Source organism: Nonomuraea sp. NPDC051941, assembly GCF_044593615.1.
This window is the reverse complement of sequence record NZ_JBIUCF010000036.1, coordinates 1-23,172: the sequence shown is the minus strand read 5'-3', so window position 1 is coordinate 23,172 and position 23,172 is coordinate 1. Positions and strand designations below refer to the sequence as shown.

Here is a 23,172-nt window from a genome sequence, read left to right as displayed (position 1 = left end):
ATCTCACGTCTTGGTCAGCGCCGCGTTCGCGGGCCGTATGATCATCGGCCATGACGCGACGAATCGCGTGATCCCTTCGATGTGCCGCCGGTAGAAGGCCTCGAACGCCGCAGAGTCTGTGGCGAACTCCGCCTGTGTACGACGCACCGGCCATGCTCCCTTCGTCGATCTACCCCCATACTTGGTAGGAAGCGACCAATGGCTTACAAGCGGACGTCGTAGACGCGTCGGCTGTCCGCCCTCGGCGGCGTGAGCGAGCCGTACTGAATTGTCGGTTGCTGATGGCAGCCTGAGCCGATGGCCTCAACGATCTCAGGCTTCGACGAACACACGGTCCGGGTGGACGGCCTTGACCTCCATGTGGCTTCAGGAGGAGAGGGACCGCCGCTGCTGTTGCTTCACGGCTTCCCACAGACCCATCTGACCTGGCGGCATGTCGCTCCGGCGCTGGCAGACGGCTTCCGCGTCATCTGCCCCGACCTGCCCGGCTACGGGGCCAGCGCCAAGCCGGAGGGTGGCCACGAACAGTACGCCAAGCGTGTGACCGCGGCGACCATGGTGGCACTGATGCGGCAGCTCGGCCACGACCGTTTCAGCCTGGTCGGTCATGACCGTGGAGCGCTGGTCGCCTTCCGCGCCGCGTTGGATCACCCCGACGCCGTCGCTCACCTCGGCGTGATCGACGTCATCCCCACTGTCGACATGTGGGCGTCGCTGGCGGGCGCGGGTGGCGTCTTCGGCTTCCACCTGTATTTCCTCGCGCAGCTCAACGACCTGCCCGAGCGGATGATCGGCGCTGACCCCGACACGTTCTTCGGCCACTTCCTCGATGCCTGGGCCGAGCCCGGCACATTCGACGCCGACGTCCGTGAGGCATACCTGGCCGCGACGCGCAATCCGGAAACGATCCACGCCATTTGCCAGGACTACCGGGCCAGCGCCTTCGTCGATGCGGCTCACGACAGCGAGGATCGGCAGGCCGACCGGCGCGTCAAGCCTCCTACCCTGGCGATCTGGCAGGACCCCGGCGACATGGTCCTGCCGTTCGACCCCTCGGCGATCTGGCGCGGCTGGGCGCCGGATGTCCGCACCCTGATGCTGCCGGGTGGGCACTTTCTACCGGAAACTCAACCCGACGCCGTCGCCGCGGCGATCAGAAGCCTGATCAGTTAGTCCCTGGCACTCCAGTGACATCGGCGGGCCATCACGCGATCTCCACATGCGGCCGTCTCCATGCCACCTCGGCCCAGAAGATCACGAAGCCGTTCGGGCTTTGCGAGTACGACGACTTCCTCGTCGTCCCCGACCGGGCGGAAGGCGAGTCGCCCTCGGGGTGCAGGGTGTCGGACGTCCAGCGGTAACGGAACCGCCGGTACGCCGCGCCACCTCGATGCGGTCCCTTGAGACCTCCCGGCCGGCGGGGACAGGCTTACGGCTCAGAGCATCCGCCGCAGAGCGGTCTCCACCGCGTCGATGAGCGCATCACCTTCGGTACCGGGGTGGCGGGCAAGGCCGAGTTCGACGTCCGGCAGAACAGGCAACGCGGCCGCGTCGTGGCAGGCCATGGCCGGCTCGAGGTTGGCGGGCAGGAGTGCCGCGACTCCGAGCCCGGCCCGTAGCGCGGCGAGTACTCCGGCGAGGCTGTTGCTCTCGAACGCGACCCGCCAGCGGCGCCCTGTGCCTTCCATCGTTTCCAGCACGGACGTTCGCCAGGCGCACGCGTTCGAGAACAGCACCACCGGCAGCGGATCGGCGTCGGTGGCGACACCTTGCCCGACCGCCCAGACCAGCGGCAGACGCACCGTCCAGCGCGGCGGCCAGGGAAGAACCGCGGCCTCGTCGAGCACGAGTTGGACACGGCCCGTGTCATAGGCCTCCCGCATCGCCGCGTTGGAGAGGCTGAGGACCTCCAGTGTCGCGTCGGGGTGCAGCCGCGCGAGGTCGGCGAGTGCCTGAGGAAGGCGGGAAGCGGCGAGATCTTCGAGGAGTCCCACCCCGCAATGCCCGGTGAGCGTACGTCCCGTTTCGGCGAGTGCCTGTGCCGACAGCGCAAGAATGCGCTCGGCGTAGGGCAGCAGTTCCTCACCCGCCCGGGTCAGCGAGACGCCGGACGGCGCCCGGTGCAGCAGCGGGCTGCCGACATCCCTCTCGAGCTTGCGCAACTGCTGGCTGAGCGCGGGCTGGGTGCGGCCGAGCGCCGCCGCCGCACGGCTGATGCTGCCCGCTCGTACGGCGGTGACGAACGATCGCAGCAGTGCGGTCTCGAGATCACGTGCCATAAGCGTTCATTATGTCCGGTCCAATGAATTCACGACTTCCTATGTCATAACGGGTGATCTAGCGTCAAAACGGTGACCAGATTTCGCCAGGTGCTCGCAGTGCCGGGGATGACGCCACTGCTTGGCATCTCGCTGCTCGCTCGTACCGCGATCACGGCGGACGCGATGGCGTTGACGATGTACGTCGTCGTTGCCCTCGACATGAGTTACGCGGCGGCGGGAGCCGTGGTGGCGGCGCTCACCGCCGGTGTCGCGCTGGGCGGGCCGCTGCTGGGGCGGATGATCGACCGGCGGGGCCTGCGTACCGTGCTGCTGGCCACGGTTGTGCCGCAGCTCGTGTTCTGGCTGACCGTGCCCGTGCTGCCGTACGTGATCTTGCTGGGCGCCTCCTTCGCCGCCGGTCTGCTGATGGTGCCGGTCCAATCGGTCACCAGGCAGGCGATCGCCGCGATGACGACGGCAGGGCAGCGGCGGGCAGCGTTCGCGCTGGAGTCGGTGGCGGGCGAGCTGTCGTACATGGTGGGGCCGGCGGTGGTCATCCTGTGCGCCGCGACGGTGTCCCCCGGCGTGGTGGCATGGGGAGTGGGCGCCGCGATCGTCGCTGGCGGGGCAGGGATCGCCCTGCTCAACCCGCCGCTGCGGGCCGGGGACGAGGTGGACGGCGAGGCGACGGGCCGGCCCCGGCGCCGGGAGTGGCTGGGAGCGCGCATGGTCGCTGTTCTGACGATGGGGTTCGGCGTCGCGATGCTGCTCAGCGGCGTCGACCTGGCCATCGTCGCCACTCTTCGAGAAGCCGGCCAGGTCTCGTGGGCGGCCGTGGTCATCGCCGTGCTCGGGGTGTCGTCCGTCATGGGCGGTCTGGTGTACGGAGCGCTGCCCCAGCCGATGCCCACCTGGCTGCTGCTCAGCCTGCTCGGGGTGGTGACGATTCCGGCCGGACTCGCCCATGACTGGCCTTGGCTGTGCATGGCCGTCATCGGTGCCGGGCTGCTCACCGCACCGACCCTTTCCACGGTCTCCGACGCGGTGAGCCGGCTGACGCCGGCCGGTGTACGAGGTGAGGCGACCGGCCTGCAGTCCTCGGCGGCGAGCGCGGGGTTCGCGCTCGGCTCCCCGGTCGTGGGAGTGGCGATCGACGCGTCCGTGCCGGCCGGCGGCTTCGCGGCGGCCGGTCTGGCCGGCCTGCTCGCCGCGCTGACGGGATACCTGCTCTCGCGCCGGTCACCCGCCGCCGCGCCGTCTCCGTCGTCCTCATCGCAGGCACTCGAGCCCTGCGACGCCGTCGCGCCGACCCGAATCCGGCGTTTCGTCGGCTCCTCACCAGCGCCCGGTGAGGGCTGCGGACTGCAGGGCCGGTGAGCCTGCCGTCCTGCCCAGCCGGCGTTATGCGTCGTTGCTGGATGTGGCGAGCAGCTGGAACTGGTCCCACTGAACCCGGGGCCGAGCCAGGCCGCGCCGCTCCAGGTAGCGGAGTGTGGAGCGGCGGGCGTTGCGCAGGGTGTGGAACGCGTCGCTGATGCGGCCGGATCCGGCCGGCTCGATCACTTTCCGCGGGACCATCGTCCATTGGTCGCCGTCGGCGTGAAGTTCGCCGCGGATCAGCGCGTTGTGCATGGCGTTGAGTCGTTCGTCGTGCCGGTGCACGAGCAGGCTGGCCGTGCCCGGCACGATGCCATCCGCGGCGTCCGTCGCGATGGTGAAGCCGTCGGCGGTGGCCCTTGGCCGCGTCCGCACCAGCAGCGGTGCCCCGGAGTCGTCCCGGGCGCCGAGGACCGCGCTCGGGAAGCGGGCGATCAGGTCAGCGCCGGGCAGGTCCGTGGTGGCCGGTGCCGCGGGCTGTTCGGCGGCGGTCAACTCGGCGAGCGGTGGCCGTACCTCGAGCCGGGTGGGTGTCACGGTGATGAAGAGCCGCAGGTAGTACCAGTCCATGAACCACCGGCCGGGGGCCCGGACGTAGCTTCGGCTGTGCGGCTGCCGTTCGAAGAGCGTACGCCAGTACTCGGCCGCCTCGTCCGGCCCGGTCCGGATCTCATCGGGGCAGGTCGCGGTTCCGCTGACGAAGACCTGAGGCGCATCGGCGCGGCCGCTGCCGGTGGGTCGGAGAAGAGCAGTGCGACGCGTCCGTCCCGGCGAACGTTGAGCGCCTTCTGCGCGAAGGCCAGGCTGGTGGTGACGAGCAGCGTGCCATCTGCCCGGCGCCAGGCCGCAGTGGGCCAGGTCAGCGGGGTGCCGTCAGCCCCGAGGGTGGCGAACTCGCAGGTCCGGTAGGCATCGATGATGGCGCCGACCTCGAGGTCGATCGGCGTCGCGGTCACAGGGCTGCTCCTGAGGGAAGGCGGTGACGGCGTATGCGCATGCGCGTGATCTTCTCGTCATTCGGCAAGGGATGGTGGAAAACGGAGAAGAGCGTCGCAATCCGTGGTCCGTCACACGGCGGACGCGGCCCAGTTGGAGCCCAGCACACGGGCTTGCCGCTCCACGGACCCGCAGGAGCGTCCCCGGCGGCAGCTGTGTACCTTTCAGCGGGCCGGCGATTGTTACGGTGGACGCTCTGATCGGCGGGAGGGCGGCGGTAGGACATGCGGGTGGCCATGGCGAGCGCTGCCGCGGGGCGGGCCGACCGCGCGAACGAGGACTTCACCGGGGCCTTGCCGACGGCGGCCGTGTTGGTCGACGGTGCCGGCATCCCCGGCACGGAATCGATCTGCCGGCACGGCGTGGCCTGGTATGCCAACCGCTTAGGAGGCAGTCTCCTCGGTCTCCTGTCACTCGCACAGGACCTCGACCTTCCGGCAGTGCTCGCCGATGCCATCGAGCAGGTGACGGACGATCATCGGGACACCTGCGACGTCGCCAACCGCATAAGCCCGTCGGCGGCGGTAGCCGTCCTGCGCCTGTCCAATGGCCTCGTCGAGTACCTGGTGCTCGGCGACGCGTACGTCGTGCTCGACAAAGCGGACAGCGCGCCGCTCGTCGTCTCCGATCCCCGGGAGGTCGTGATCAGCCGCTCGTACGAGCCCGCGCTGGAGACCGCCGCCAAAGGCAGCGACGAGTACCACCGGATCCTCAACGACTTACGCTCGAACCGGAACCAACCGGGCGGCTTCTGGGTGGCCAAGGACGACCCGCGGGCGGCGGACGAGGCCATCACCGGCAGTTGCCCGATCTCCGAGCTGACCGATGCCGGCGCCGTGCTCCTCAGCAATGGCGCCAGCGGCATCGTGGACCGGTTCGGGCTCACCGACTGGCCAGGGGTCATGGCCGTCCTGGCGTCGAGCGGACCAGACGAGATCATCCGCCGGGTCCGGCAGGCGGAGGCACATCACGCGGTAGCGGCGGACGATGCGACGATCGCACACTGCACCGACTTCGGGCAGGCTTGACGACACTTGCCCTGCAGCCTCGATGGGGAGTCCGATCACCCGTCCGCGGTATGCGTCTGGCCTTGCGGGCCGGGGACCCCAAGACCCAGCCACGTCGTACGCCGAGGCGCTCCGGCAACACCACGCCCCTGGTCCTCTCCACGGATGCCCCACCGAACGCCTCGAACGTGCGGGCCGGCATTCCGCAAGATCACCAAGCGACCGGGCCTCGGAACCGCCGCTGAAAATCCGACGGGATGGCTCCCCGATCGGCTCCCATCGACTTCCAGACATGAGAGAAGGGCCCCCGGATTACTCCGAAGACCCTTCTCACTTGCATCTTCCTGGTGGGGTGTTCACGAGAGGGTGCAACCTCGCGAAACCGAGGCTCAGAAAGATCGCTTCCCGCAACCGAACTGATCGTTTCCCGTCCTGGCAACCGCATCACGAACCGTCAGCGGCAGCGCGCCCGCCAACCGCGGTCCGTTCCGCATAGCCGTACAGGAAGGTCGAAACCCCTGCGGTGACCATCTTCCGGAGCGCGTCCTCGTTGTGGAGGTCCGCCCGGTCGGTGAGGTTGTCGGCGGAGAGGAGCAGCATCAGGTGCCCGGCCGCGCGAGCGGGGTCATCGATCGTGAGGTCGCCGCGCTCGGCGATCCGGCGCAGGCGTTCGGCCAGTTCGCGCCGGGTACGGCCGGGGCCGGTCTCCTGCCAGAGCTTGAGCGCGGCCGGCGGGATGTGCTCGATCTCGGCGTTGATCTGGCGGATGAGCGCGAAGTGCGGGGCCAGGTCGGAGGTCAGCACGCCAAGCCAGGCCAGTCCGAAGTCGATCAGATCGCTCTGGAGATCGATCACCTTGGTCAGATGGCGGTCGATGATGTCGACCATGGTGTCCGCGACCCGCTGCGTGCTCTCCTGCATCACCGCCTGGAACAGCTCGGCCTTGTCGGTGAAGTGGTTGTAGATGGTGCGGTTGGACACCCCCGCCTCAACGGCGATCGCGTCCAGCCCGGCGCGCGTGTAGCCGTCGCGGGCGAACAGGGCCAGTGCCCCGGCCATGATCGCCCGGCGCTTGTCCGGCTGGCCGACCGGCTTCTTCCTCTCGGTCACGCTCCCCGAGCCTAACCGATTACACCGACGTTTGCATTCGCTACTCCTATCGGCGTAACGTCTACACCGATCGGTGCAATACCTTTCAGCTGAGGAGACATCCATGACCAAGATCGGCATCATTGTCGGCAGCACGCGCCCCGGCCGCCGTGGCCGCACCGTCGCCGAGTGGGTGGCCGAAGTCGCCGCGCGGGAGCAGCCGGCGGCCGACTTCGAGATCATCGACCTCGCCGACTTCGGCCTGCCGCTGCTGGATGAGCCGCACCCGCCGGCGTCCGGCCTGTACGGCAAGGCGCACACCATCCGCTGGGCGGAGACGATCGCCGGCTACGACGGGTTCGTGTTCGTCACGCCGGAGTACAACCACTCCATCCCCGGCGTACTGAAGAACGCCCTGGACTTCGTCTACGCCGAGTGGAACGACAAGGCGGCCGGCTTCGTCGGCTACGGCCTGCACGGCGCGACCCGCGCGGTCGAGCACCTCCGGCTGATCCTGGCCGAGCTGAAGGTCGCCACCGTACGCAGCCAGGTGGCGCTGTCCCTGCACCACGACTTCGCCTTCACCGCCCCCACCGAGCCGGGCGACCTCACCCCCGGCCCGCACCAGCACACCGCCCTCACCGCCCTGCTGAACGACGTCGTCGCCTGGTCGCAGGCGCTCGCACCGATCCGTGAAGGAGTTCCGGCATGACCATCTTGATGACCGAGACCGCGCTCGACGACCTGGCCGACGCGATCGCCACCGGCGCGACCGTCGCCGGACTCGGCGAGTCCACCAGATTCGCTCACGAGACCTTCCAGGTGCGCGACCAGCTCTTCCGCCGCCTCGTCCGCAGGCACGGCTTCCGCGCGCTGGCCGTACAGGACAACGCCTCCGTCGGGACGGCCCTCGACGCGTACGTCACCGGCGGCGCGGGCACGGCGCCATCCGCCCTGGCCGGCGCCTGGCGGCCCTGGCGCACCGCCGAAATGGCCGCGGCGCTGGAGTGGATCCGCGCCTTCAACCAGGACCACCCGGACGACCCGGTCCGGATCTTCGGGGTCAAGCCCGCCCAAGCACAGCCCGCCGACTACGACGCCGTCATGGAGCACGCTCGCCGTACCGCGCCGCACCGGCTGGCCGAACTGGCCGCCCACCTGGAGCCCATCCGCACCGCCCACGAGACCGACGAGCACGTACAGCGGGCCAGAGGCCTGCACCCGGGCCGTCCCTTCGCCGAACACGCCCGCGACGCACTCGCGATCGTCGAGCAACTGCCCGGCGACGACGTCCTGGAGCGGATGCGCCTCATCGTGGACTTCCACCAGCGCAGCGTCGCCGGACGCGACAACTATGCCGGCGACGACCCCCAGACCTGGGCCGACACGATCATCGACCACCAGCACCGGACCGGCCGCCGCGTGGCCTACTGGGACGGCATCGCGCACACCTCGGCGGCTCCGGCGACCCTGGGTGTGGCACCCCAACGCGGCCCCCAGCCCACGCTCGGCAGTGTGCTGCGCGACCACTACGGCACCCGCTACGTCTCTGTGGCGATCGGCTTCCACCACGGCGACCTCGGCGCCGTCACCGTCCCGGAACCGGCCCACGACTGGCTCGACGCCCGCCTCGGCGCCACGGACCAGCCCGCCCACTGGCTCGACCTGCGTGACGGCGGATGGGACGGGCCGATGAAGGCCCGCGTCATCAGCGGCGTTTACGACCCCTCCAGGGACGCGGCCGAACACCTCGCCGTCGCCTCCCTGCCCGCCGCGTTCGACGTGCTCGTTCACCTGCGCCAGGTGTCCGCCGTCCACTGGTTGACCGCGTAGAGGCGCGCCGAGGAGTCCGACGTACCGCTGAACCAGGTCCCATCAACGGCACACCCGTCCTCTCCGGAGCCCCCGGCCCCGCCGAACTCCAAGCACTTCTGACGAGCCCGACGGTGCGATAACACCTCGCGGCCGCCCCCCGACCCCTCCCCGCCCACCTTTCCGGCTCTCCCCGCTCACATGGCGCAAGTGGCCTGGCCGTCCTGTCTCCGAACCCGAAGACAGGCGTGAGAAGAAAGCTCAAGCAGCTATGTGCCGATCATGTGGATGAGTGGCTTGACCAGCTCGCCAACACGCTGGCCACCACCACTCTCCGGGAGATCCACAGCGTGCTCAAGAGAGCCATCCGGCAAGCTCAGGCACGCGACATGGTCCTCAGGAACGTTGCCGCGCTGGTCACCTCCCCCACCGGTACGGATGGACGCCCCAGCAAGGCACTCACGCGGCAACAGGCAGAGGCCGTGCTCAAGGCCGCCGAGGTCTCAGAACTCCATGCCTACGTGGTGATCAGCCTCACCACGGGAGTCCGCACCGAGGAGGCACGCGCGCTGCGCTGGGATCACGTCGTCGCCTGGATACCGAGCCTCAAGACCTGGCATCCGGTGACGGAGGTGGGGTTCAAGCACAGGAAGTTCGCCATCCACGTATGGCGTGCCGACCGAGAAGGAGGGGACACCAAGACCCGCAAGTCACGCCGCACGCTCGAACTGCCCAAGCTCGCGGCGCAGGCGCTCCGGCAACACCACACCCGCCAAGCCGTGCTCAAGCTCAAGGCCGGCGAGGCTTGGCAAGATCACCAACTGGTGTTCTGCACGAGCGTCGGCACCCCGTTGAACGCCTCGAACGTACGACGGGCATTCCGCAAGATCACCAAGCGAGCGGGACTCGGAACCGCCTGGAGTCCCCGCGAACTACGTCACTCGTTCGTCTCCATCATGAGCGACCAGGGCGTACCCATCGAGACCATCGCCGATCTCGTCGGGCACGCGGGCACCAGCGTCACGGAAGCGGTCTACCGGCATCAGCTCAGGCCAGTGATCACCAAAGGTGCCCACACGATGAACACCATCTTCGGCGACAGCCACCACGGGTAGAGAATCCGACCGAGATGGCTCCCCGATTGGCTCCCATCGACTTCCAGACATGAGAAAAGGGCCCCCGGATTACTCCGAAGACCCTTCTCACCTGCATCTTCCTGGTGGAGATGAGGGGATTCGAACCCCTGACCCCTTCGATGCGAACGAAGTGCGCTACCGGACTGCGCTACATCCCCAAGGACTCGACCAGATTAGCAAACTCTGAGGGGTCCTCGCGCCACCGTTTCAGTCGCCCACCGCCCGCTTGGGCGGTTCGGCGTACTGATCGAACAGAACGTCCGCCTGCAGCGTCGTGAGATCGATGACCTCAGCCTGGGCGGCCTCCTCCGCGGCCCGCCGCCGCTCACGTGCGCGCCGCAGGCGCTCAGCGCGCGCCTGACGGCCCCGTTCGCGACGTTCCCTATCGACTTGTACGGCGATGCGGAGGAACGCCATGTACGCGAACATGATGACGACCGAGGGGGCCACGCCCCACCACGGGATCATCTTGACCGCGGCCGTCACGACAGAGGCCAGCACCAGCAGCGTGGTGAAGAACAGCAGCCGCCGCCGGCGGGCCACGATGATGGCGCGGCGCCGGAGCCGGAACTGGCGCACATCGACCTTCTCGACCTCGGCAGGAGACGACCCGTCGTCCTCGTCCGCGTCCGATGGGTCCAGGTTGTCGAGATCGGGAAGCTGGTGTTCGCCGGTGTAGTGCTCTTCGAGCTCGGCCAGCTCGGCCAGGTTCGTCTTGTCCTTGCGCAGCCACATCGGGATCAGGACGCAAAGCCACATCACGACGATGACCAGATAGAGGAAGGCGCTGCTCATGGGCACCTCCGGGCAGCACAAAGACGCGAGTGTGCTCGTCGCGCCTTCAATGTGCTCACGTCACGCACCGTAAGACCGCGTGTCACTAATTGACGAGCATTCGGTGCGGTGTGTCGCGAGATCGTCAAACCTCTTCGACGGAAGGCCCCCCGTGAGCAGCTGCCTCACGCGCGCGACGCCACTGCACGAGCAGGCCGCCAGGAATGTCCTCAGCGGTCAACGCGTAGCAAATGTGGTCGCGCCAGGCCCCGTCGATGTGGAGTTGGCGCCGCCGAATGCCTTCTTCCCGGAATCCGAGCTTCTCAACCACCCGTCGGCTGGCTTGATTCTCGGGGCGGATGTTCGCTTCCAGCCGGTGCAGCCCCGTGGTGAAGAAGCAATGGTCAACGGCCATGGCGAGGGCGGTGGGGGTGATCCCCTTCCCGGCGAGCGCGCCGTCGATCCAGTAGCCGACCTGGGCGGAACGGGCGGCGCCCCACACGATCGCGCCCACGGTCAGCTGCCCCGCGAAGCGCCCTCCGTACGTGATCACCCACGGCATCGCCAGGCCCTGCCGAGCCTCGCGGCGCAGGGTGCCGACCATGGAGACGTACGGGCCGAGCCCGGTCCTGAACAGCGGTGTCTCGGGATTGCTGGGTTCCCAGGGGCGTAGCCAGTCGGCGTTTCGCAGCCGGGTCTCGCGCCACACGCGCACGTCGCTCAGCCGCAGCGGCCGGAGGCCTACCGGACCTTCGTTCAGGGTCACCGGCCAGCCACGAAGTCGATCCACCCACTCATCATCCCCCCATCGGGCACGATGTCGCCACGCATCAGGGAACCGCGATCAGCGCGGGTGATCGCCTCCCCGGATCTGATCGACCGCGTGCTGGAGAATCGGCGCGAGTACGGCGACGCCATCGCGTACGCCACCCGACGATCCGGGCAAATTAACGATCAAGGTAGCGCCCGCCTGGCCGGCCAGTCCTCTGGACAGAATCGAGGTCGGGACCTTTTCCCGATTCGCCAGCCGAATGGCCTCGGCTATACCGGGAATTTCCCGAGAAATTACTCGGGCGGTCATCTCCGGGGTCAGGTCCATAGGCGTCAACCCGGTCCCCCCGGTGGTCACGATGACGTCGAACCCCTGCGCCACCCCGTCACGGAGCGCTCCTTCGACCGGCTCTCCGTCGGGCACCACCAAGGGGCCCTCCACGGCCTCGCAGCCCGCATCGCGGCGCAGCAGGTCGACGAGCAGCGGCCCGGATTTATCCGCATAAACCCCGGCCGACGCCCGGTTCGACACCGTGATCACGAGTGCACGGATCATTCCGGCTCCCTGGTCCAGCGGCCGGTCTTGCCGCCCAGCTTCTCCTCCACCCGGACATCGGTGATCACCGCGGCCGGATCGACCGCCTTGACCATGTCGATCAGCGCCAGCGCGGCCACGGAGACCGCCGTCAGCGCCTCCATCTCGACGCCGGTACGGTCGGCCGTCTTCACCCGGCAGGTGATCGCCACGCCCCAGTCCTCGACGTCCAGCGTGACCTTCACCCCGTGCAACGCGATCGGATGGCAGAGCGGGATCAGGTCGGGCGTCCGTTTCGCCCCCATGATCCCCGCGATCCGCGCCACGCCCAGCGCGTCGCCCTTGGGCACCTCGCCGGACCGCAGCAGCTCCACGACCTCGCCCGACAGCAGCACCCGGCCGGTCGCCGTGGCGGTGCGAGCCGTCACGGCCTTGGCGGAGACGTCCACCATGCGAGCGGCCCCGGTCTCATCAACATGGGTCAGCCCCGAGTCGCTCACAGCCGGATCACCTCGACAGTCGCCCCCTCGGGCATCTCGGTCACGTCCTCCGCCACCACGATCAGCGCGTTCGCCGAGGCCAGGGCGGCGAGTTGATGCGAGCCCTGCCCGTGCACCGGCGACACCGTGCCGTCCGAAGCCAGCACGCCGCGCAGGAACGACCGCCGTCCGGCGGGCGAGCGCACCGGCCTGGTCAGGCGGGCGGTCACCGATTCCGGCATGTCCGCCGGGAGCCCGCGCATCTTGTCGAGCGCCGGACGTACGAACAGCATGAAAGACACATAAGACGACACCGGGTTGCCGGGCAGCGCGAAGATCGGCACCTGGTCCTCCCCCAGCACGCCGAACCCCTGCGGCATCCCCGGCTGCATCGCGACCTTCTCGAACCGGACGGTTCCCAGCGGGGACAGAGCCTCCTTGACCGGCTCGTACGCCCCCATGGACACACCACCGCTGGTGATGATCGCATCGGCCCGCATCAGGTGGGTGTCGAGCCGATCGAGGAGTACGCGCGGATCGTCCCCGACGGACCCCGCCCGGAACCCCTCGCCTCCGGCCTCCCGCACGGCGGCGGTCAGCGTGAAGCTGTTGGAGTCCCAGATCTGCCCGGGAGCCAGCGGACCGCCCGGCTCGACCAGCTCCGCGCCCGTCGAGATGACGACGACCCTGGGCCGGGGCCGCGCCCAGACCCGCCGCCGCCCCACCCCGGCGATGATCCCGAGCTGGGAGGGCCCGATCACCGTGCCCGGCTTGAGCACGACCTCGCCGGCCTGCACGTCCTCGCCCGCGAGCCGGATCGCGTTGCCGGCGCTCACCGGGCGGGAGATCTGTACGGTGACCGTCCCCCCGTCCGTCCACTCGACCGGCACCACGGCATCGGCCCCGGCGGGCATGGGAGCACCGGTCATGATCCGTACGGCGTGCCCGGGCCCCACGGCCCTTAGCTCTTCGGACCCGGCCGCCACATCGTCCGTCACCGGCAACGTAACCGGAACATCCGAAATATCGGCAGACCGTACGGCATAGCCATCCATGGCCGAGTTGTCGAACGGCGGCAGCGGCACCGGCGAGACAACCTCCTCGGCCAGCGTCGCCCCCAGCGCCTGCTCCAACTCCAGCTCCAGCGGCGCCAGCGGGCGAACAGTGGCCAGGATCTCAGCCAGATGCTCGTCAACCGATTTCATCGAGGAACTCCCGCAGCCACGGCACGAAATCGGGCGCCAGGTCCTCCCGGCCCGCCGCGAACTTCACCACCGTCCGCAAATAGTCCAACTTGTCGCCGGTGTCGTACCTGCGCCCTCTGAACAGCACCCCGTGCACGGGCCCGCCGTCCCCGGACCCGCGTCCGGCGAGCGTGCGCAGCGCGTCGGTGAGCTGGATCTCACCCCCGCGCCCCGGCGGCGTGTTCTCCAGCACCTCGAACACCGCGGGATCGATCACATAGCGCCCGATGATCGCCCAGTTGGACGGCGCCTCGTCGGCCGGCGGCTTCTCCACCAGGTCCGTCACGCGTACGACGTCGTCGTCGGCGGTCGCCTCGATGGTCGCGACGCCGTACAGGGAGACCTGCTCCTTGGGCACCTCCATCAGCGCGATCACGCTCCCCCCGAACGTGTCACGCACTTCGATCATGCGCTTGAGCAGCGGATCGCGGTAGTCGATCAGGTCGTCGCCGAGCAGACAGGCGAAGGGGTGGCCGCCGACGTGCTGCTTGGCGCAGAGCACCGCGTGGCCGAGCCCCTTGGGCTCGCCCTGACGTACGTAGTGGAGCGTCGCCAGCGAGGCCGGCTCGCGTACCTGGGACAACCGGTGCTCGTCGCCCTTGGCCTCAAGGGCCTCCTCCAGCTCGAACGCGCGGTCGAAGTGATCCTCGATGGAGCGTTTATTCTTGCCGGTGACCATGAGGACGTCGAGGAGCCCAGCGGAGGCTGCCTCCTCGACGACATACTGGATCGCGGGCTTGTCGACGATGGGCAACATCTCCTTCGGTGTCGCCTTGGTCGCCGGAAGGAACCGGGTGCCCAGACCCGCGGCGGGCACGACGGCTTTCGTCACAGGGTCGAAGTCAGCCATGAGTAGACCCTAGTGGAGGTATCTGTGGACAAGCTGAACCTGCGTCGCGAGCTGAGCTCGACACGTGCCTCCCTCTCCCCCGAACAACAGCGGGCAAACTCCATCAAGATCCGCGAAACGCTGCTCGACCAGCCGTGGGTCCAGATGGCCGGTCTCGTGGCCTGCTACTGGTCGACGGGGTCGGAGCCGGATACGCACGGGCTCGTGTTCGCTCTCTGGAAACATGGAGCCACCGTTATCCTCCCCGTCCTGCTTGAGGACAATGACCTGGATTGGGCGGTGTACGACGGGCCGGATTCGCTCACCCCGGGTCGCTTCGGGATCATGGAGCCGGTCGACACCCGCCGCGGCGTCGACGCCATCCGCACCGCCGCCCTCGTGATCGTCCCGGCCCTGGCGGTGGACAGGGCGACGGGTGTACGCCTGGGGCGCGGCGGCGGCTCGTACGATCGTGCCCTGGCCAGGGTGGGCCCCAACGTCCCGACGGTCGCCCTGCTGCACGACGGCGAGCTGATCGACGGCATCCCGGCGGAGCCTCATGACCGGCACGTCCGTTTTGCCGCGACCCCGGAGGGACTCACTAGGCTTATGTGACCGCAGGTACGAGAGGGGGCCAGATGACACTAGATGTCTGGCTTCTTCTTGGTGCCGCAATTGTCATCGCGGCCATCGCGTCCGTACGCGTCGCGCACCGCACCGGCCTGCCCAGCCTGCTCGTGTTCCTCGGCTTCGGCCTGGTCCTGGGCGAGGCCGGGTTCGGGATCCCCTTCGACAACCCCCAGCTCGCCCAGCAGATCGGCCTCACGGCGCTGGCGTTGATCCTGGCCGAAGGCGGACTCACCACGAACTGGTCTCACGTACGGCATTCAGTCCCCTTGGCCATGATCCTGGCGACCGCGGGCGTGACGGTCAGCATCGTCGTGGTGGCGCTGGTCGTACAGGCGATTCTCGGCATAGACCAGACGACGGCGCTGATCCTCGGCGCGGTGCTGGCCTCAACGGACGCCGCAGCCGTCTTCTCCGTGCTGCGCAGACTGCCGCTCCCGCCCCGGCTGGCGGGCGTGCTGGAGGCCGAGTCCGGCTTCAACGACGCCCCCACGGTGATCGCCGTGATGCTGCTCAGCGGGGCGGGACGCTCTTCGGCGTCCCCGGGAACGTTCCTCCTCGAGACCACGGTCGAGCTGATCATCGGCGCCGCGGTCGGCCTGGCCGTCGGCCCCGCGGGCGCGTACGCGCTGCGCCGCGTCGCACTCCCCGCCTCCGGCCTCTATCCGCTCGCCGTGCTTTCGCTCACATTCGTCTCGTACGGCGGGGCCGTGCTGCTACACGGCTCGGGGTTCCTGGCCGTCTACCTGACGGCGTTGATCCTGGGCAATTCGCGGCTGCCGCACCGGGCGGCGACCAGGGGGTTCGCGGAGGGGGCCGCGTGGCTGGCGCAGATCGGGCTGTTCGTCATGCTCGGTCTGCTGGCCAGCCCCAAGGAGATGCCGTCGTCCATCGTGCCCGGCCTGATCGCCGGCACCGTCCTGGTGCTCCTGGCGCGGCCGCTCTCGGTCATGGTGAGCTCACTGCTGTCGTGGGCGCTGCGGGCGGGCAGGGTGAGCTGGCGCGAACAGGCGTTCCTGTCGTGGGCGGGGCTGCGCGGCGCGATCCCGATCGTGCTCGCCACCATCCCCTGGGCGTCGAACGTGGAGGGATCCAAGGAGATCTTCAACGAGGTCTTCGTGATCGTCATCGTGTTCACGCTGCTGCAAGGGCCGACGCTGCCCTTCGTGGCCCGGCTGCTCGGGGTGGCGGCGCCCGGGGAGGCGCACGACCTGGAGGTGGAGGCGGCGCCGCTCGAAGAGCTCAAGGCGGACCTGCTGCAGGTCAAGGTGTTTCCCGGCTCGCGGCTGCACGGCGTGGAGATCTTCGAGCTCCGCCTCCCCGCCGGGGCCCAGGTGACCCTGATCGTCCGTGATGGCAAATCCTTCGTCCCCACCGGAAATACCAGGATCAGGGTGGAGGACCAGATCTTGCTGGTCACCACCGCCTCCTGCCGTGACCAGGTCGAACGCCGCCTGCGCGCCGTGAGCCGCAGCGGAAAGCTGGCGGGCTGGTACGGAGAGCGGGGACTGGAATAGGCGTTTGACCTAATCGGTTACCATTAGCAGTCGCATCCCTCGAGTGCCAGACCTTAAGGAGGAGCGCGTGCCGACGTACCAGTACGCCTGCAACGACTGCGGCGAGCAGCTCGAGGTCGTTCAGAAGTTCACTGACGACGCGTTGACGATTTGCCCTGCTTGCGAGGGGAACCTGCGGAAGGTCTTCTCGGCTGTCGGCATCGTGTTCAAGGGTTCGGGCTTCTACCGGACCGACAACCGCTCGTCGTCTACCTCGACTTCCACGACGCCCTCTTCTTCCTCGTCGTCGAAGCCCGCGGAGAGCAAGTCCGCGGACACGAGCACGTCCACCCCTGCCGCCGCCCCCGCCGCAGCCTCCAACTGACTCTCCCGTCAGCGACCGCGGCCTCCCGCGGATCTTTTCGGTAGCCGCCCCCAGGACCTGGCCGCCCAGCGCCGACCGCCGCGGCCATGGACACCTGGGTGGGTTTGGCGCGCGTACGTTTCCGCGTGCGCGCACCGACATGGGACACAGGCCCACGCTGGATCTCACACGGGACCGACATCGGCCCCGCAACGCGCGCCTGGTGTAGGCCCACATCGGCCTCACCCGCACCTCACGCGGACCCACCGTCCACCACCGCGGCCATGTGCATGCGTCGGCCCCCACACGCACGCCTCACCTGAGGCCCAAACCCGCGCACCACCACAGCGAGGCACAGGCGTCTGGCCTCACACTCAACCCTCACGCGGGTCCACGTCACCCTCAGCCGGGCCACATGCGCGCCACCGCACCCATGCCCAGTCCCACGCGGATCTCCTCTCCCACATCGGCGTCGACGGCCCCAGCAACCCGCCCGCATGTGCACCGCCGCCGACGGCAGAAATTCGAGGCGGCCTCCACCCACCAGGGACCCCGAATCCCCGCGCACCGGCCACCCCGCCCTCCCCCTGCCGGGACCTCTCGGATCCACCGGAGCTTCCGACCCCTGGACACCAGGCCGGCCGAACCCCTAAAGCCGGGACCCTCGAGCAGCAGAAATCAAGTTATCCACAGAACGGAATTCGGCTCACCCTGGCCCGTCCCCGATCCGGCTACTCTCTCGGCCATGGTCCCTCGCGCAGACATCGGCGTCATCGGCGGTTCCGGCTTCTACTCACTGCTCGACGACGCGGAAGAGATCAAGCTCGCCACACCCTACGGCCCCCCGAGCGACGTCGTCACCGTCGGACGCATCGGCACCCGTTCGGTGGCGTTCATCCCCAGACACGGGCGAGATCACCGTTTCCCCCCACACCGCATCCCCTACCGCGCCAACCTCTGGGCTCTGCGCATGCTCGGCGTGCGCCAGGTGCTCGCCCCCAGCGCCGTAGGCTCACTGAGAGCCGAGTACGGCCCCGGCGCCATGGTCATCCCCGACCAACTCGTAGACCGCACCTCAGGCCGCGTCCAGACGTATTACGACGTGGACGGTGCGGTCCACGTCTCCTTCGCCGACCCCTACTGCCCCTCAGGCCGTGCCGTCGCGGTGGAAACCGCCCGCTCGACCGGCTGGGAGACGGTCGACGGCGGCACCCTGGTGGTCATCGAGGGCCCGCGTTTCTCGACGCGAGCGGAGTCCCAGTGGTTCGCGGGCAACGGGTGGTCGATCGTCGGCATGACCGGCTTCCCCGAGGCCGTCCTGGCCCGCGAGCTGGCCCTCTGCTACACCTCGCTCTCCCTGGTGACCGACCATGACGCCGGGGTCGAGGCCGGCCAGGGCGTCACGCACGACGAGGTCCTGGAGTTCTTCGCGCAAAATGTCACCCGCATGCGCACCTTGGTGGCGGAGACCGTACAAGCCCTCCCAGAAGAACGCACCTGCCCGTGCGGGGCGACTCTTGACGGCATCAAGCTCCCCTTCGAGCTGCCGTGATCCGGGCCTGGCTGATCCGCTACGGCCGTCGCCGCCGCCTCGTCGCGGCGGCGCTGGCCGCCCTGGCCGTCATGTCAGCCTTCATCGCCACCCGCCCCGAGCCGGCCCCCACGGTCCTGGTCGCGGCCCGCGACCTGTCTCCCGGCCCTCTCGGCCCAGCCGACCTGACCCCTGTGGCCCTCAACCATCCACCCACAGGTGCCGTACGCGCAGCCGCGGCGGGCCAGATCCTGGCGAGCCCCATGCGCAAGGGCGAGCCGCTGACGGATGTCCGCCTTCTCCACTCCTACCGGCTCCCACCGGGCATGGTCGCCACCCCGGTCCGCATCGCCGACGCCGCGACCGCGAGCCTCCTCACCCCAGGAGCCACGATCACCATCCTGGCATCCGACGAGGAAATCCATCCGGCCCGCACAGTAGCCGAGGACGTACGGATCATCACGATCCCGCAGACGCCCAAGACGACAAGCGAAACTCACGGCGCCTTAGTGGTGCTCGCCACCACTCCGACCCAAGCCGCCGAACTCGCCTCCGCCCAGACGACCGGCCACCTTTCGATCACCATCAAAGCTAACTCAACGTAATCTCTCAGCTACGATTTCCACCATGAGCGGATTCAAGAGGTTCCTCATGCAGGGGAACGTCATCGACCTGGCCGTGGCGGTAGTCATCGGGGCGGCCTTCAACTCGATCGTGCAGTCGTTCGTGGCCGACCTCCTCACCCCGCTGATCTCGGCGTTCGGTGGCCTGCCCGACTTCTCCTCACTCAAGGTCACGGTCGGCCGATCCAACTTCATGTACGGCAACTTCATCAACGCGGTCATCTCGTTCCTGATGGTCTCCGCGGTGGTCTACTTCCTGCTGGTGAAGCCGTACACGCACCTCAAGGACCGCAGCGTCGCCAAGATCGGATCGAAGACCCGTGACTGTCCCGAATGCCTGTCGGAAATCCCCAAGGCCGCGTCCCGCTGCGCCTTCTGCAGCTCCCAGGTCGCCTAGGGAGCTAGAGCAGCGAATCGATCTTGGGATCGTACTCCCAGTGCCATGGCTCGAACGGTCCGGTGTAGGCCCAGGAGGGATGGAACCACCCGTACCTCTTCGAGTTCTTCTCCATCCAGACGAACTCCGCCGACCCGGACCTCTCCACCCCGCCACACAGGTCCGCGGCCAGCCCGAGCCCGTGGTTGCTCCGCCCCGGCACGGCGGCGAAACCCGGCCGCCGATAGTAGACCGACTGCTGCTCGGCCAGGCTCCGATAGGCGTCGGTGACGCAGATGCTCTTCCCGAACCGCTTCCGATAGGCCTCGTTCAGGCTCACGAACGCGATGGTGGCGTCGGCCCTCAGACTGAAACCCTTCTGCTGCAACGGACAGAGCATGCTCTTCGGAATCAGCCCGTTGGGATAGTCGTTGGCCGTCGCCGCCCGCAACGGGTTGCACCCCAGCGCCGCCCGTCCGACCTTGTCGATCTTGATGCCCATCTTCACGAGCGCGGCGGTCAGCGACTTCACGATCTTGTCGGAACGCTGCCGGAGCGTGTCCACCTCGACCGCCAGCTGTGCCTCGGCCAACAGGTTGCCGGCCCGCAGTTCCTGCGCCTCCGCGGCCAGCCCTTCGGCCTGCTGGTACAGCACGCTGGTCTGCTCGACGGCCTGCTGCCGCACGGAGACGATCTGAGTCACGTCGCTGAGCGCCCGTAGCGTCGTCTCGTCCGCGGTCCCGGACAGGAACGGCACGATCCCGTCCGCCATGATCGGCTGCTCGTACAGCAGCTCGGCCATCTGCGACACCGGCTGCCGCATCACCGCGACCCGCTGCTCCAGATCCTGCAGAGCCGCCAGCTTGGTCTTCAGCTGCTTCTCGGAGGCGGCGATGTCCGACCGCCGCTTCTCCAGTGCCTTGGTGGCGTCCTCGAGCTCCTTGGCCGACCGCTCGGCCTCTTTGCGCAGAGCCGCCAGGTCGCCCGGCGCCTGCCGCTCCTGCTTCTGCGCCACCTGCGCCTGAGCGCGCCCCTGCCCGGAAGGCACGAAAAGAGAAGCCACCGCCATGACTACCGCGATCAGACCCGCTGATCGAGGGGCTGGCACGTTCGACTCCTCCGTTTGCAAACTCGTTACCTGGGTCAGGCACGCACGTTACTACAGCCCCCCGAGTGCCCGGACCGAACTCGGGAGAGCTGTTATGAGACAAAAAGCGCACTCTGTCCGCCCACCCCCCGCGACCAGCCAGATCCCGCCACCCGAAACAGGGCCTATCAGATGCCAGGCACCAAACTCCCACCGACCTTCAACCCCACCCCTTCCTCCTCGTCCCGGCACAGATCCCACAGCCAGGTGTTCACCCACTCCCCCGAACACCCCACCTGAGTCTGAGTCCGCACCGGAGCCGGCATAACAGGCTCCTCCACCCCAGGCTCCACATCCCCGACAGGCGGCACCGCCGCCGGGACAACCGCCCGCGGCCGACTCATCACACGAACGGGAGCCGGCACGCTCCCCTCGTACAGCCGATCCGGATGCGCCGGCGCCCGAACCACCATCGGCCCAAACCCCACCCGCACGACCCGCTCCCGAACCACCGCCGGGACACTCCCCTCAAACCCCCGCATCTCCCCAGCCAACAACCCCCCAGCAAGGATCGCCGGCGCCAACAACGCCCCGAACAACACGACAGGCCGCCGCCGCGCCTGCTTGCATCGCCTCCTGGTCACAGGCAGACGCTACCCACGCCGGATCCACAAGATTCCGACCACTTGTCATGCCTTTACCGCAGCTCAGAGCACCCATAACCAACCCCACCAAACTCACCCCGGCTCCACGTCCCACGCAGTGCCAGACTTTCGCTAGGCTTACGAGAGTCCGCCTCCGTAGCTCAGGGGATAGAGCACCGCTCTCCTAAAGCGGGTGCCGCAGGTTCGAATCCTGCCGGGGGCACTCTTATCCACCAGGCACAACAAGCCCCTGACCAGGCGAAACATCGGTCAGGGGCTTCATCGTCTGTACGGCGGTGTACGGCTGGCGTCGATCGTTTGCGGATGATCCTTCCCAATGCCTGCCCACGGGATACCCCGTCGGAGTCGCGAAGTCTTGTCGAGAAGCCAGGTGGCCACGCTTGCGCATCATCACGACTCTGGCGCGGCAGGCGCCGACCATGCACGGTCGGCACGCGGGACGATCCCCGCGCGTGCAGGGCTGACGGAGAGGATCCGCTCGAGAGCCTCGAAGCCGCCGGACAATCCCCCGCCTGTGCGGGGCCGACTCGCCACGTCATCTACCGGCCCACGCGGGCGTAGGGCGATCCCCGCGTGCGGGGGTGGTTCCTCCTCGTAAGGAAAGGGTTCTGTTCATTGCCGGATCCCCCCGCGCCTGCGAAGGTGCTCCCTGCTCAGACGTCCGCTCGAACGCGGGCCCGATCACCGGGCCGCACCTGCTCCAGATTGCCTCTTTGGCAGCGTCGAACGAACCCCGCACCGCCTCGATCACAGCTTGCCGCCGCAGCCCGCAACGCGCACCGACTCACGGTCACCGTCCCGAAGATCGTGGCCAGCCTCCGGTGGTGGCCCTTCTCGACGCGACGGCGCACCACACCGTCGGCATCGACCAGCCCGTTCGAGCCGGCCACAGTGGCGCTCAGCGCCCGTTCCTCCCCGGCGGCCCGCAGATCCAGATGGTCCTGCAGCAGTTGCCGCAGCAGCTCACGGCCCCGCGCGTCGATCAGTTCCTCCACCGCGTCGTGGCTTAAAGCCGCCGCCGCGGGGTCGGCCAACTCACCCACCAGACACTCAAACCTGCTCTGTGAGACCGCAAAGCAGTCAGCCGTCGCGGCCGTGTCGTACGCTGCCACCGGGCTCTTCCCTTCGTCATGTCCGATTCGGATCGCACCGTCGAACCTGACGAGGAAGAGCCCCTGCCCGCAATCACCCGCTCGGCGACGAAGCGGTGACACCCGGTCCATCTACCGGCCGATCTGCTCGGTGATCTGCGCGGTGAGGGCGAACATGCCCGGCGCGTCCTCACTCAGCCAGCCCCGTTCCACCATCCGCTTCAACTTCGCGCGCAGGCTCTCGACCTTGGCCGCCTCGGCCGGCAGCCCAACGCCACCACGATCTTCCCGGCCCGCATCGCACCATCGGCATCGGCCAGCACTTCCAGCACATCCTGGTAGGCACGAGGCAACACCAAAACCTTCATGCCCGGCCGCCACCGGGGCACCGTGATCACCCCGATCGGTGACCCAGCCGAACCCGAGGCCACCTCGTCCGCATCACCGAACTGCTCACGACCGCCGGCCTCGCCGAACTCGTCCGCAACGGGCCATGGCTCCACCGGATCGGCAGACTCACCCAGGATCTCCTCCACGGTCTCCCGGGTGATCACCAACCGCGACAACATCTCCTCCGCGGCCGCCGGCTGCTGACGTAACCGCGCGACCCGCTCCCGAGCAGCCGCTTCCCGCCGCGCCAACTCCTCCTGCAACGAGCCCATCGCGATCGCCTCCACCGCGCACGGTAAGACGACCCGCCCACCACGACCAGACCCTCAACATCCCAGGTCAGTCGCTCCCTGCAAACGAGCTAGACCCACCGCACTTGGGCGGTGCCGCCGTCGATCCCAGGCCACCCGCCCGGACGGTGCTCAGGTCCCTACGGACGGCCGATCGCCTTGCGGAGATCATTCACCAAAGCGGCGTTGAAGTGCGGATTCGGGCCGTGAGGTGATACCTCGAGTACGCGGCCCTGCGAGGCGCGCTCGAAGATCGATGTGAAGTGGCCTTCGAAGAACCCCTGGCTCTGGGCGTCGATGACTTCGAATGCCGCTGAAGCAG

The 23,172-nt window shown here is 68.4% G+C and carries 26 protein-coding genes and 2 tRNA genes; 13 read left to right on the top strand and 15 right to left on the bottom strand.

The window, feature by feature from the left end:
- Positions 1-297: 297 nt before the first annotated feature.
- Positions 298-1,173: an alpha/beta fold hydrolase gene (locus tag ACIHFD_RS44360; protein WP_397372056.1), complete on the top strand. Its 876-nt coding sequence runs from the start codon at positions 298-300 to the stop codon at positions 1,171-1,173.
- Between the two features lie 263 nt (positions 1,174-1,436).
- On the opposite strand, the gene ACIHFD_RS44355 is transcribed toward ACIHFD_RS44360, so the two are convergent.
- Entirely contained in the window at positions 1,437-2,279 is an 843-nt protein-coding gene (locus ACIHFD_RS44355) for a LysR family transcriptional regulator (protein ID WP_397372055.1), read from the bottom strand.
- A gap of 72 nt (positions 2,280-2,351) precedes the next feature.
- On the opposite strand from ACIHFD_RS44355, the gene ACIHFD_RS44350 reads away from it, so the two are divergent.
- Complete coding sequence (locus ACIHFD_RS44350) at positions 2,352-3,638, top strand: MFS transporter (RefSeq protein ID WP_397372054.1); 1,287 nt, start codon at positions 2,352-2,354, stop codon at positions 3,636-3,638.
- 24 nt (positions 3,639-3,662) lie between these two features.
- Here ACIHFD_RS44350 and ACIHFD_RS44345 read toward each other — a convergent pair whose 3' ends face one another.
- Together ACIHFD_RS44345 and ACIHFD_RS44340 are read right to left on the bottom strand one after the other, a co-directional pair.
- Positions 3,663-4,208: a hypothetical protein gene (locus tag ACIHFD_RS44345; RefSeq protein WP_397372053.1), complete on the bottom strand. Its 546-nt coding sequence runs from the start codon at positions 4,206-4,208 to the stop codon at positions 3,663-3,665.
- Positions 4,172-4,594, bottom strand: coding sequence for a pyridoxamine 5'-phosphate oxidase family protein (locus tag ACIHFD_RS44340; RefSeq protein ID WP_397372052.1), 423 nt, complete (start codon positions 4,592-4,594; stop codon positions 4,172-4,174). Before ACIHFD_RS44340 ends, ACIHFD_RS44345 begins: the two co-directional genes overlap by 37 nt.
- A 264-nt stretch (positions 4,595-4,858) precedes the next feature.
- On the opposite strand from ACIHFD_RS44340, the gene ACIHFD_RS44335 reads away from it, so the two are divergent.
- A complete protein-coding gene (locus tag ACIHFD_RS44335; RefSeq protein ID WP_397372051.1) occupies positions 4,859-5,662 on the top strand; it encodes an integrase in 804 nt (267 codons plus the stop codon).
- 423 nt (positions 5,663-6,085) lie between these two features.
- Here the strand turns inward: ACIHFD_RS44335 and ACIHFD_RS44330 are convergent, their stop codons facing one another.
- On the bottom strand, positions 6,086-6,751 hold the full coding sequence (locus tag ACIHFD_RS44330; protein ID WP_397372050.1) for a TetR/AcrR family transcriptional regulator: 666 nt from the start codon (positions 6,749-6,751) through the stop codon (positions 6,086-6,088).
- A 103-nt stretch (positions 6,752-6,854) separates the two neighbouring features.
- Between ACIHFD_RS44330 and ACIHFD_RS44325 the strand changes: the two genes are divergently transcribed.
- The 3 genes from ACIHFD_RS44325 (at position 6,855) to xerC (ending at position 9,657) form a co-directional block, all read left to right on the top strand.
- Positions 6,855-7,442, top strand: coding sequence for an NAD(P)H-dependent oxidoreductase (locus ACIHFD_RS44325; RefSeq protein ID WP_364266245.1), 588 nt, complete (start codon positions 6,855-6,857; stop codon positions 7,440-7,442).
- Entirely contained in the window at positions 7,439-8,563 is a 1,125-nt protein-coding gene (locus ACIHFD_RS44320) for an erythromycin esterase family protein (protein WP_397372049.1), read from the top strand. Before ACIHFD_RS44325 ends, ACIHFD_RS44320 begins: the two co-directional genes overlap by 4 nt.
- 263 nt (positions 8,564-8,826) lie before the next feature.
- Positions 8,827-9,657 (top strand): tyrosine recombinase XerC, encoded by an 831-nt coding sequence (xerC, locus tag ACIHFD_RS44315; RefSeq protein WP_397372048.1) that lies wholly within the window; start codon positions 8,827-8,829, stop codon positions 9,655-9,657.
- Positions 9,658-9,759: 102 nt separating this feature from the next.
- Here the strand turns inward: xerC and ACIHFD_RS44310 are convergent.
- From ACIHFD_RS44310 to galU, 7 genes are all read right to left on the bottom strand, one after another.
- Positions 9,760-9,836, bottom strand: a tRNA-Ala gene (locus ACIHFD_RS44310).
- Between the two features lie 49 nt (positions 9,837-9,885).
- A complete protein-coding gene (locus ACIHFD_RS44305) occupies positions 9,886-10,473 on the bottom strand; it encodes a hypothetical protein (RefSeq protein WP_364242632.1) in 588 nt (195 codons plus the stop codon).
- A 124-nt stretch (positions 10,474-10,597) separates the two neighbouring features.
- Positions 10,598-11,242: a GNAT family N-acetyltransferase gene (locus tag ACIHFD_RS44300; protein WP_397372047.1), complete on the bottom strand. Its 645-nt coding sequence runs from the start codon at positions 11,240-11,242 to the stop codon at positions 10,598-10,600.
- Positions 11,243-11,296: 54 nt separating this feature from the next.
- The gene (locus tag ACIHFD_RS44295) at positions 11,297-11,779 is read right to left on the bottom strand and encodes a MogA/MoaB family molybdenum cofactor biosynthesis protein (RefSeq protein WP_355197567.1); all 483 of its coding nucleotides are present in this window, start codon (positions 11,777-11,779) and stop codon (positions 11,297-11,299) included.
- Complete coding sequence (gene moaC / locus ACIHFD_RS44290) at positions 11,776-12,258, bottom strand: cyclic pyranopterin monophosphate synthase MoaC (protein ID WP_397372046.1); 483 nt, start codon at positions 12,256-12,258, stop codon at positions 11,776-11,778. The genes ACIHFD_RS44295 and moaC overlap by 4 nt, the downstream gene beginning before the upstream one ends.
- Positions 12,255-13,442, bottom strand: coding sequence for a gephyrin-like molybdotransferase Glp (gene glp, locus ACIHFD_RS44285; protein ID WP_397372045.1), 1,188 nt, complete (start codon positions 13,440-13,442; stop codon positions 12,255-12,257). The genes moaC and glp overlap by 4 nt, the downstream gene beginning before the upstream one ends.
- Entirely contained in the window at positions 13,429-14,331 is a 903-nt protein-coding gene (gene galU, locus ACIHFD_RS44280; protein WP_350725960.1) for a UTP--glucose-1-phosphate uridylyltransferase GalU, read from the bottom strand. Before galU ends, glp begins: the two co-directional genes overlap by 14 nt.
- Before the next feature lie 24 nt (positions 14,332-14,355).
- Here galU and ACIHFD_RS44275 point away from each other — a divergent pair, with 24 nt between their 5' ends.
- The 6 genes from ACIHFD_RS44275 (at position 14,356) to mscL (ending at position 19,348) form a co-directional block, all read left to right on the top strand.
- The gene (locus ACIHFD_RS44275; RefSeq protein ID WP_397372044.1) at positions 14,356-14,925 is read left to right on the top strand and encodes a 5-formyltetrahydrofolate cyclo-ligase; all 570 of its coding nucleotides are present in this window, start codon (positions 14,356-14,358) and stop codon (positions 14,923-14,925) included.
- Positions 14,926-14,948: 23 nt separating this feature from the next.
- Positions 14,949-16,454 carry a potassium/proton antiporter gene (locus ACIHFD_RS44270; RefSeq protein ID WP_397372043.1) on the top strand — a complete coding sequence of 502 codons (1,506 nt, stop codon included), beginning with the start codon at positions 14,949-14,951 and terminating at the stop codon, positions 16,452-16,454.
- Between the two features lie 67 nt (positions 16,455-16,521).
- Positions 16,522-16,818: an FmdB family zinc ribbon protein gene (locus ACIHFD_RS44265; RefSeq protein ID WP_363970519.1), complete on the top strand. Its 297-nt coding sequence runs from the start codon at positions 16,522-16,524 to the stop codon at positions 16,816-16,818.
- A 724-nt stretch (positions 16,819-17,542) separates the two neighbouring features.
- Positions 17,543-18,349, top strand: coding sequence for an S-methyl-5'-thioadenosine phosphorylase (locus ACIHFD_RS44260; RefSeq protein ID WP_397372042.1), 807 nt, complete (start codon positions 17,543-17,545; stop codon positions 18,347-18,349).
- Positions 18,346-18,933: an RcpC/CpaB family pilus assembly protein gene (locus ACIHFD_RS44255; protein WP_397372041.1), complete on the top strand. Its 588-nt coding sequence runs from the start codon at positions 18,346-18,348 to the stop codon at positions 18,931-18,933. Before ACIHFD_RS44260 ends, ACIHFD_RS44255 begins: the two co-directional genes overlap by 4 nt.
- 22 nt (positions 18,934-18,955) lie before the next feature.
- Positions 18,956-19,348, top strand: coding sequence for a large conductance mechanosensitive channel protein MscL (mscL, locus tag ACIHFD_RS44250; RefSeq protein WP_397372040.1), 393 nt, complete (start codon positions 18,956-18,958; stop codon positions 19,346-19,348).
- A 4-nt stretch (positions 19,349-19,352) separates the two neighbouring features.
- Here mscL and ACIHFD_RS44245 read toward each other — a convergent pair whose 3' ends face one another.
- Positions 19,353-20,396, bottom strand: coding sequence for a D-alanyl-D-alanine carboxypeptidase family protein (locus ACIHFD_RS44245; RefSeq protein ID WP_364242660.1), 1,044 nt, complete (start codon positions 20,394-20,396; stop codon positions 19,353-19,355).
- An 812-nt stretch (positions 20,397-21,208) separates the two neighbouring features.
- Between ACIHFD_RS44245 and ACIHFD_RS44240 the strand changes: the two genes are divergently transcribed.
- Positions 21,209-21,281, top strand: a tRNA-Arg gene (locus ACIHFD_RS44240).
- A gap of 451 nt (positions 21,282-21,732) precedes the next feature.
- On the opposite strand, the gene ACIHFD_RS44235 is transcribed toward ACIHFD_RS44240, so the two are convergent.
- The 3 genes from ACIHFD_RS44235 to ACIHFD_RS44225 form a co-directional block, all read right to left on the bottom strand.
- Positions 21,733-22,122 (bottom strand): hypothetical protein, encoded by a 390-nt coding sequence (locus tag ACIHFD_RS44235; protein ID WP_397372039.1) that lies wholly within the window; start codon positions 22,120-22,122, stop codon positions 21,733-21,735.
- A 269-nt stretch (positions 22,123-22,391) separates the two neighbouring features.
- Positions 22,392-22,847: a hypothetical protein gene (locus ACIHFD_RS44230; protein WP_397372038.1), complete on the bottom strand. Its 456-nt coding sequence runs from the start codon at positions 22,845-22,847 to the stop codon at positions 22,392-22,394.
- A 143-nt stretch (positions 22,848-22,990) separates the two neighbouring features.
- The coding region (locus ACIHFD_RS44225) for a hypothetical protein (protein ID WP_397372037.1) at positions 22,991-23,172 on the bottom strand (182 nt) is incomplete at its 5' end.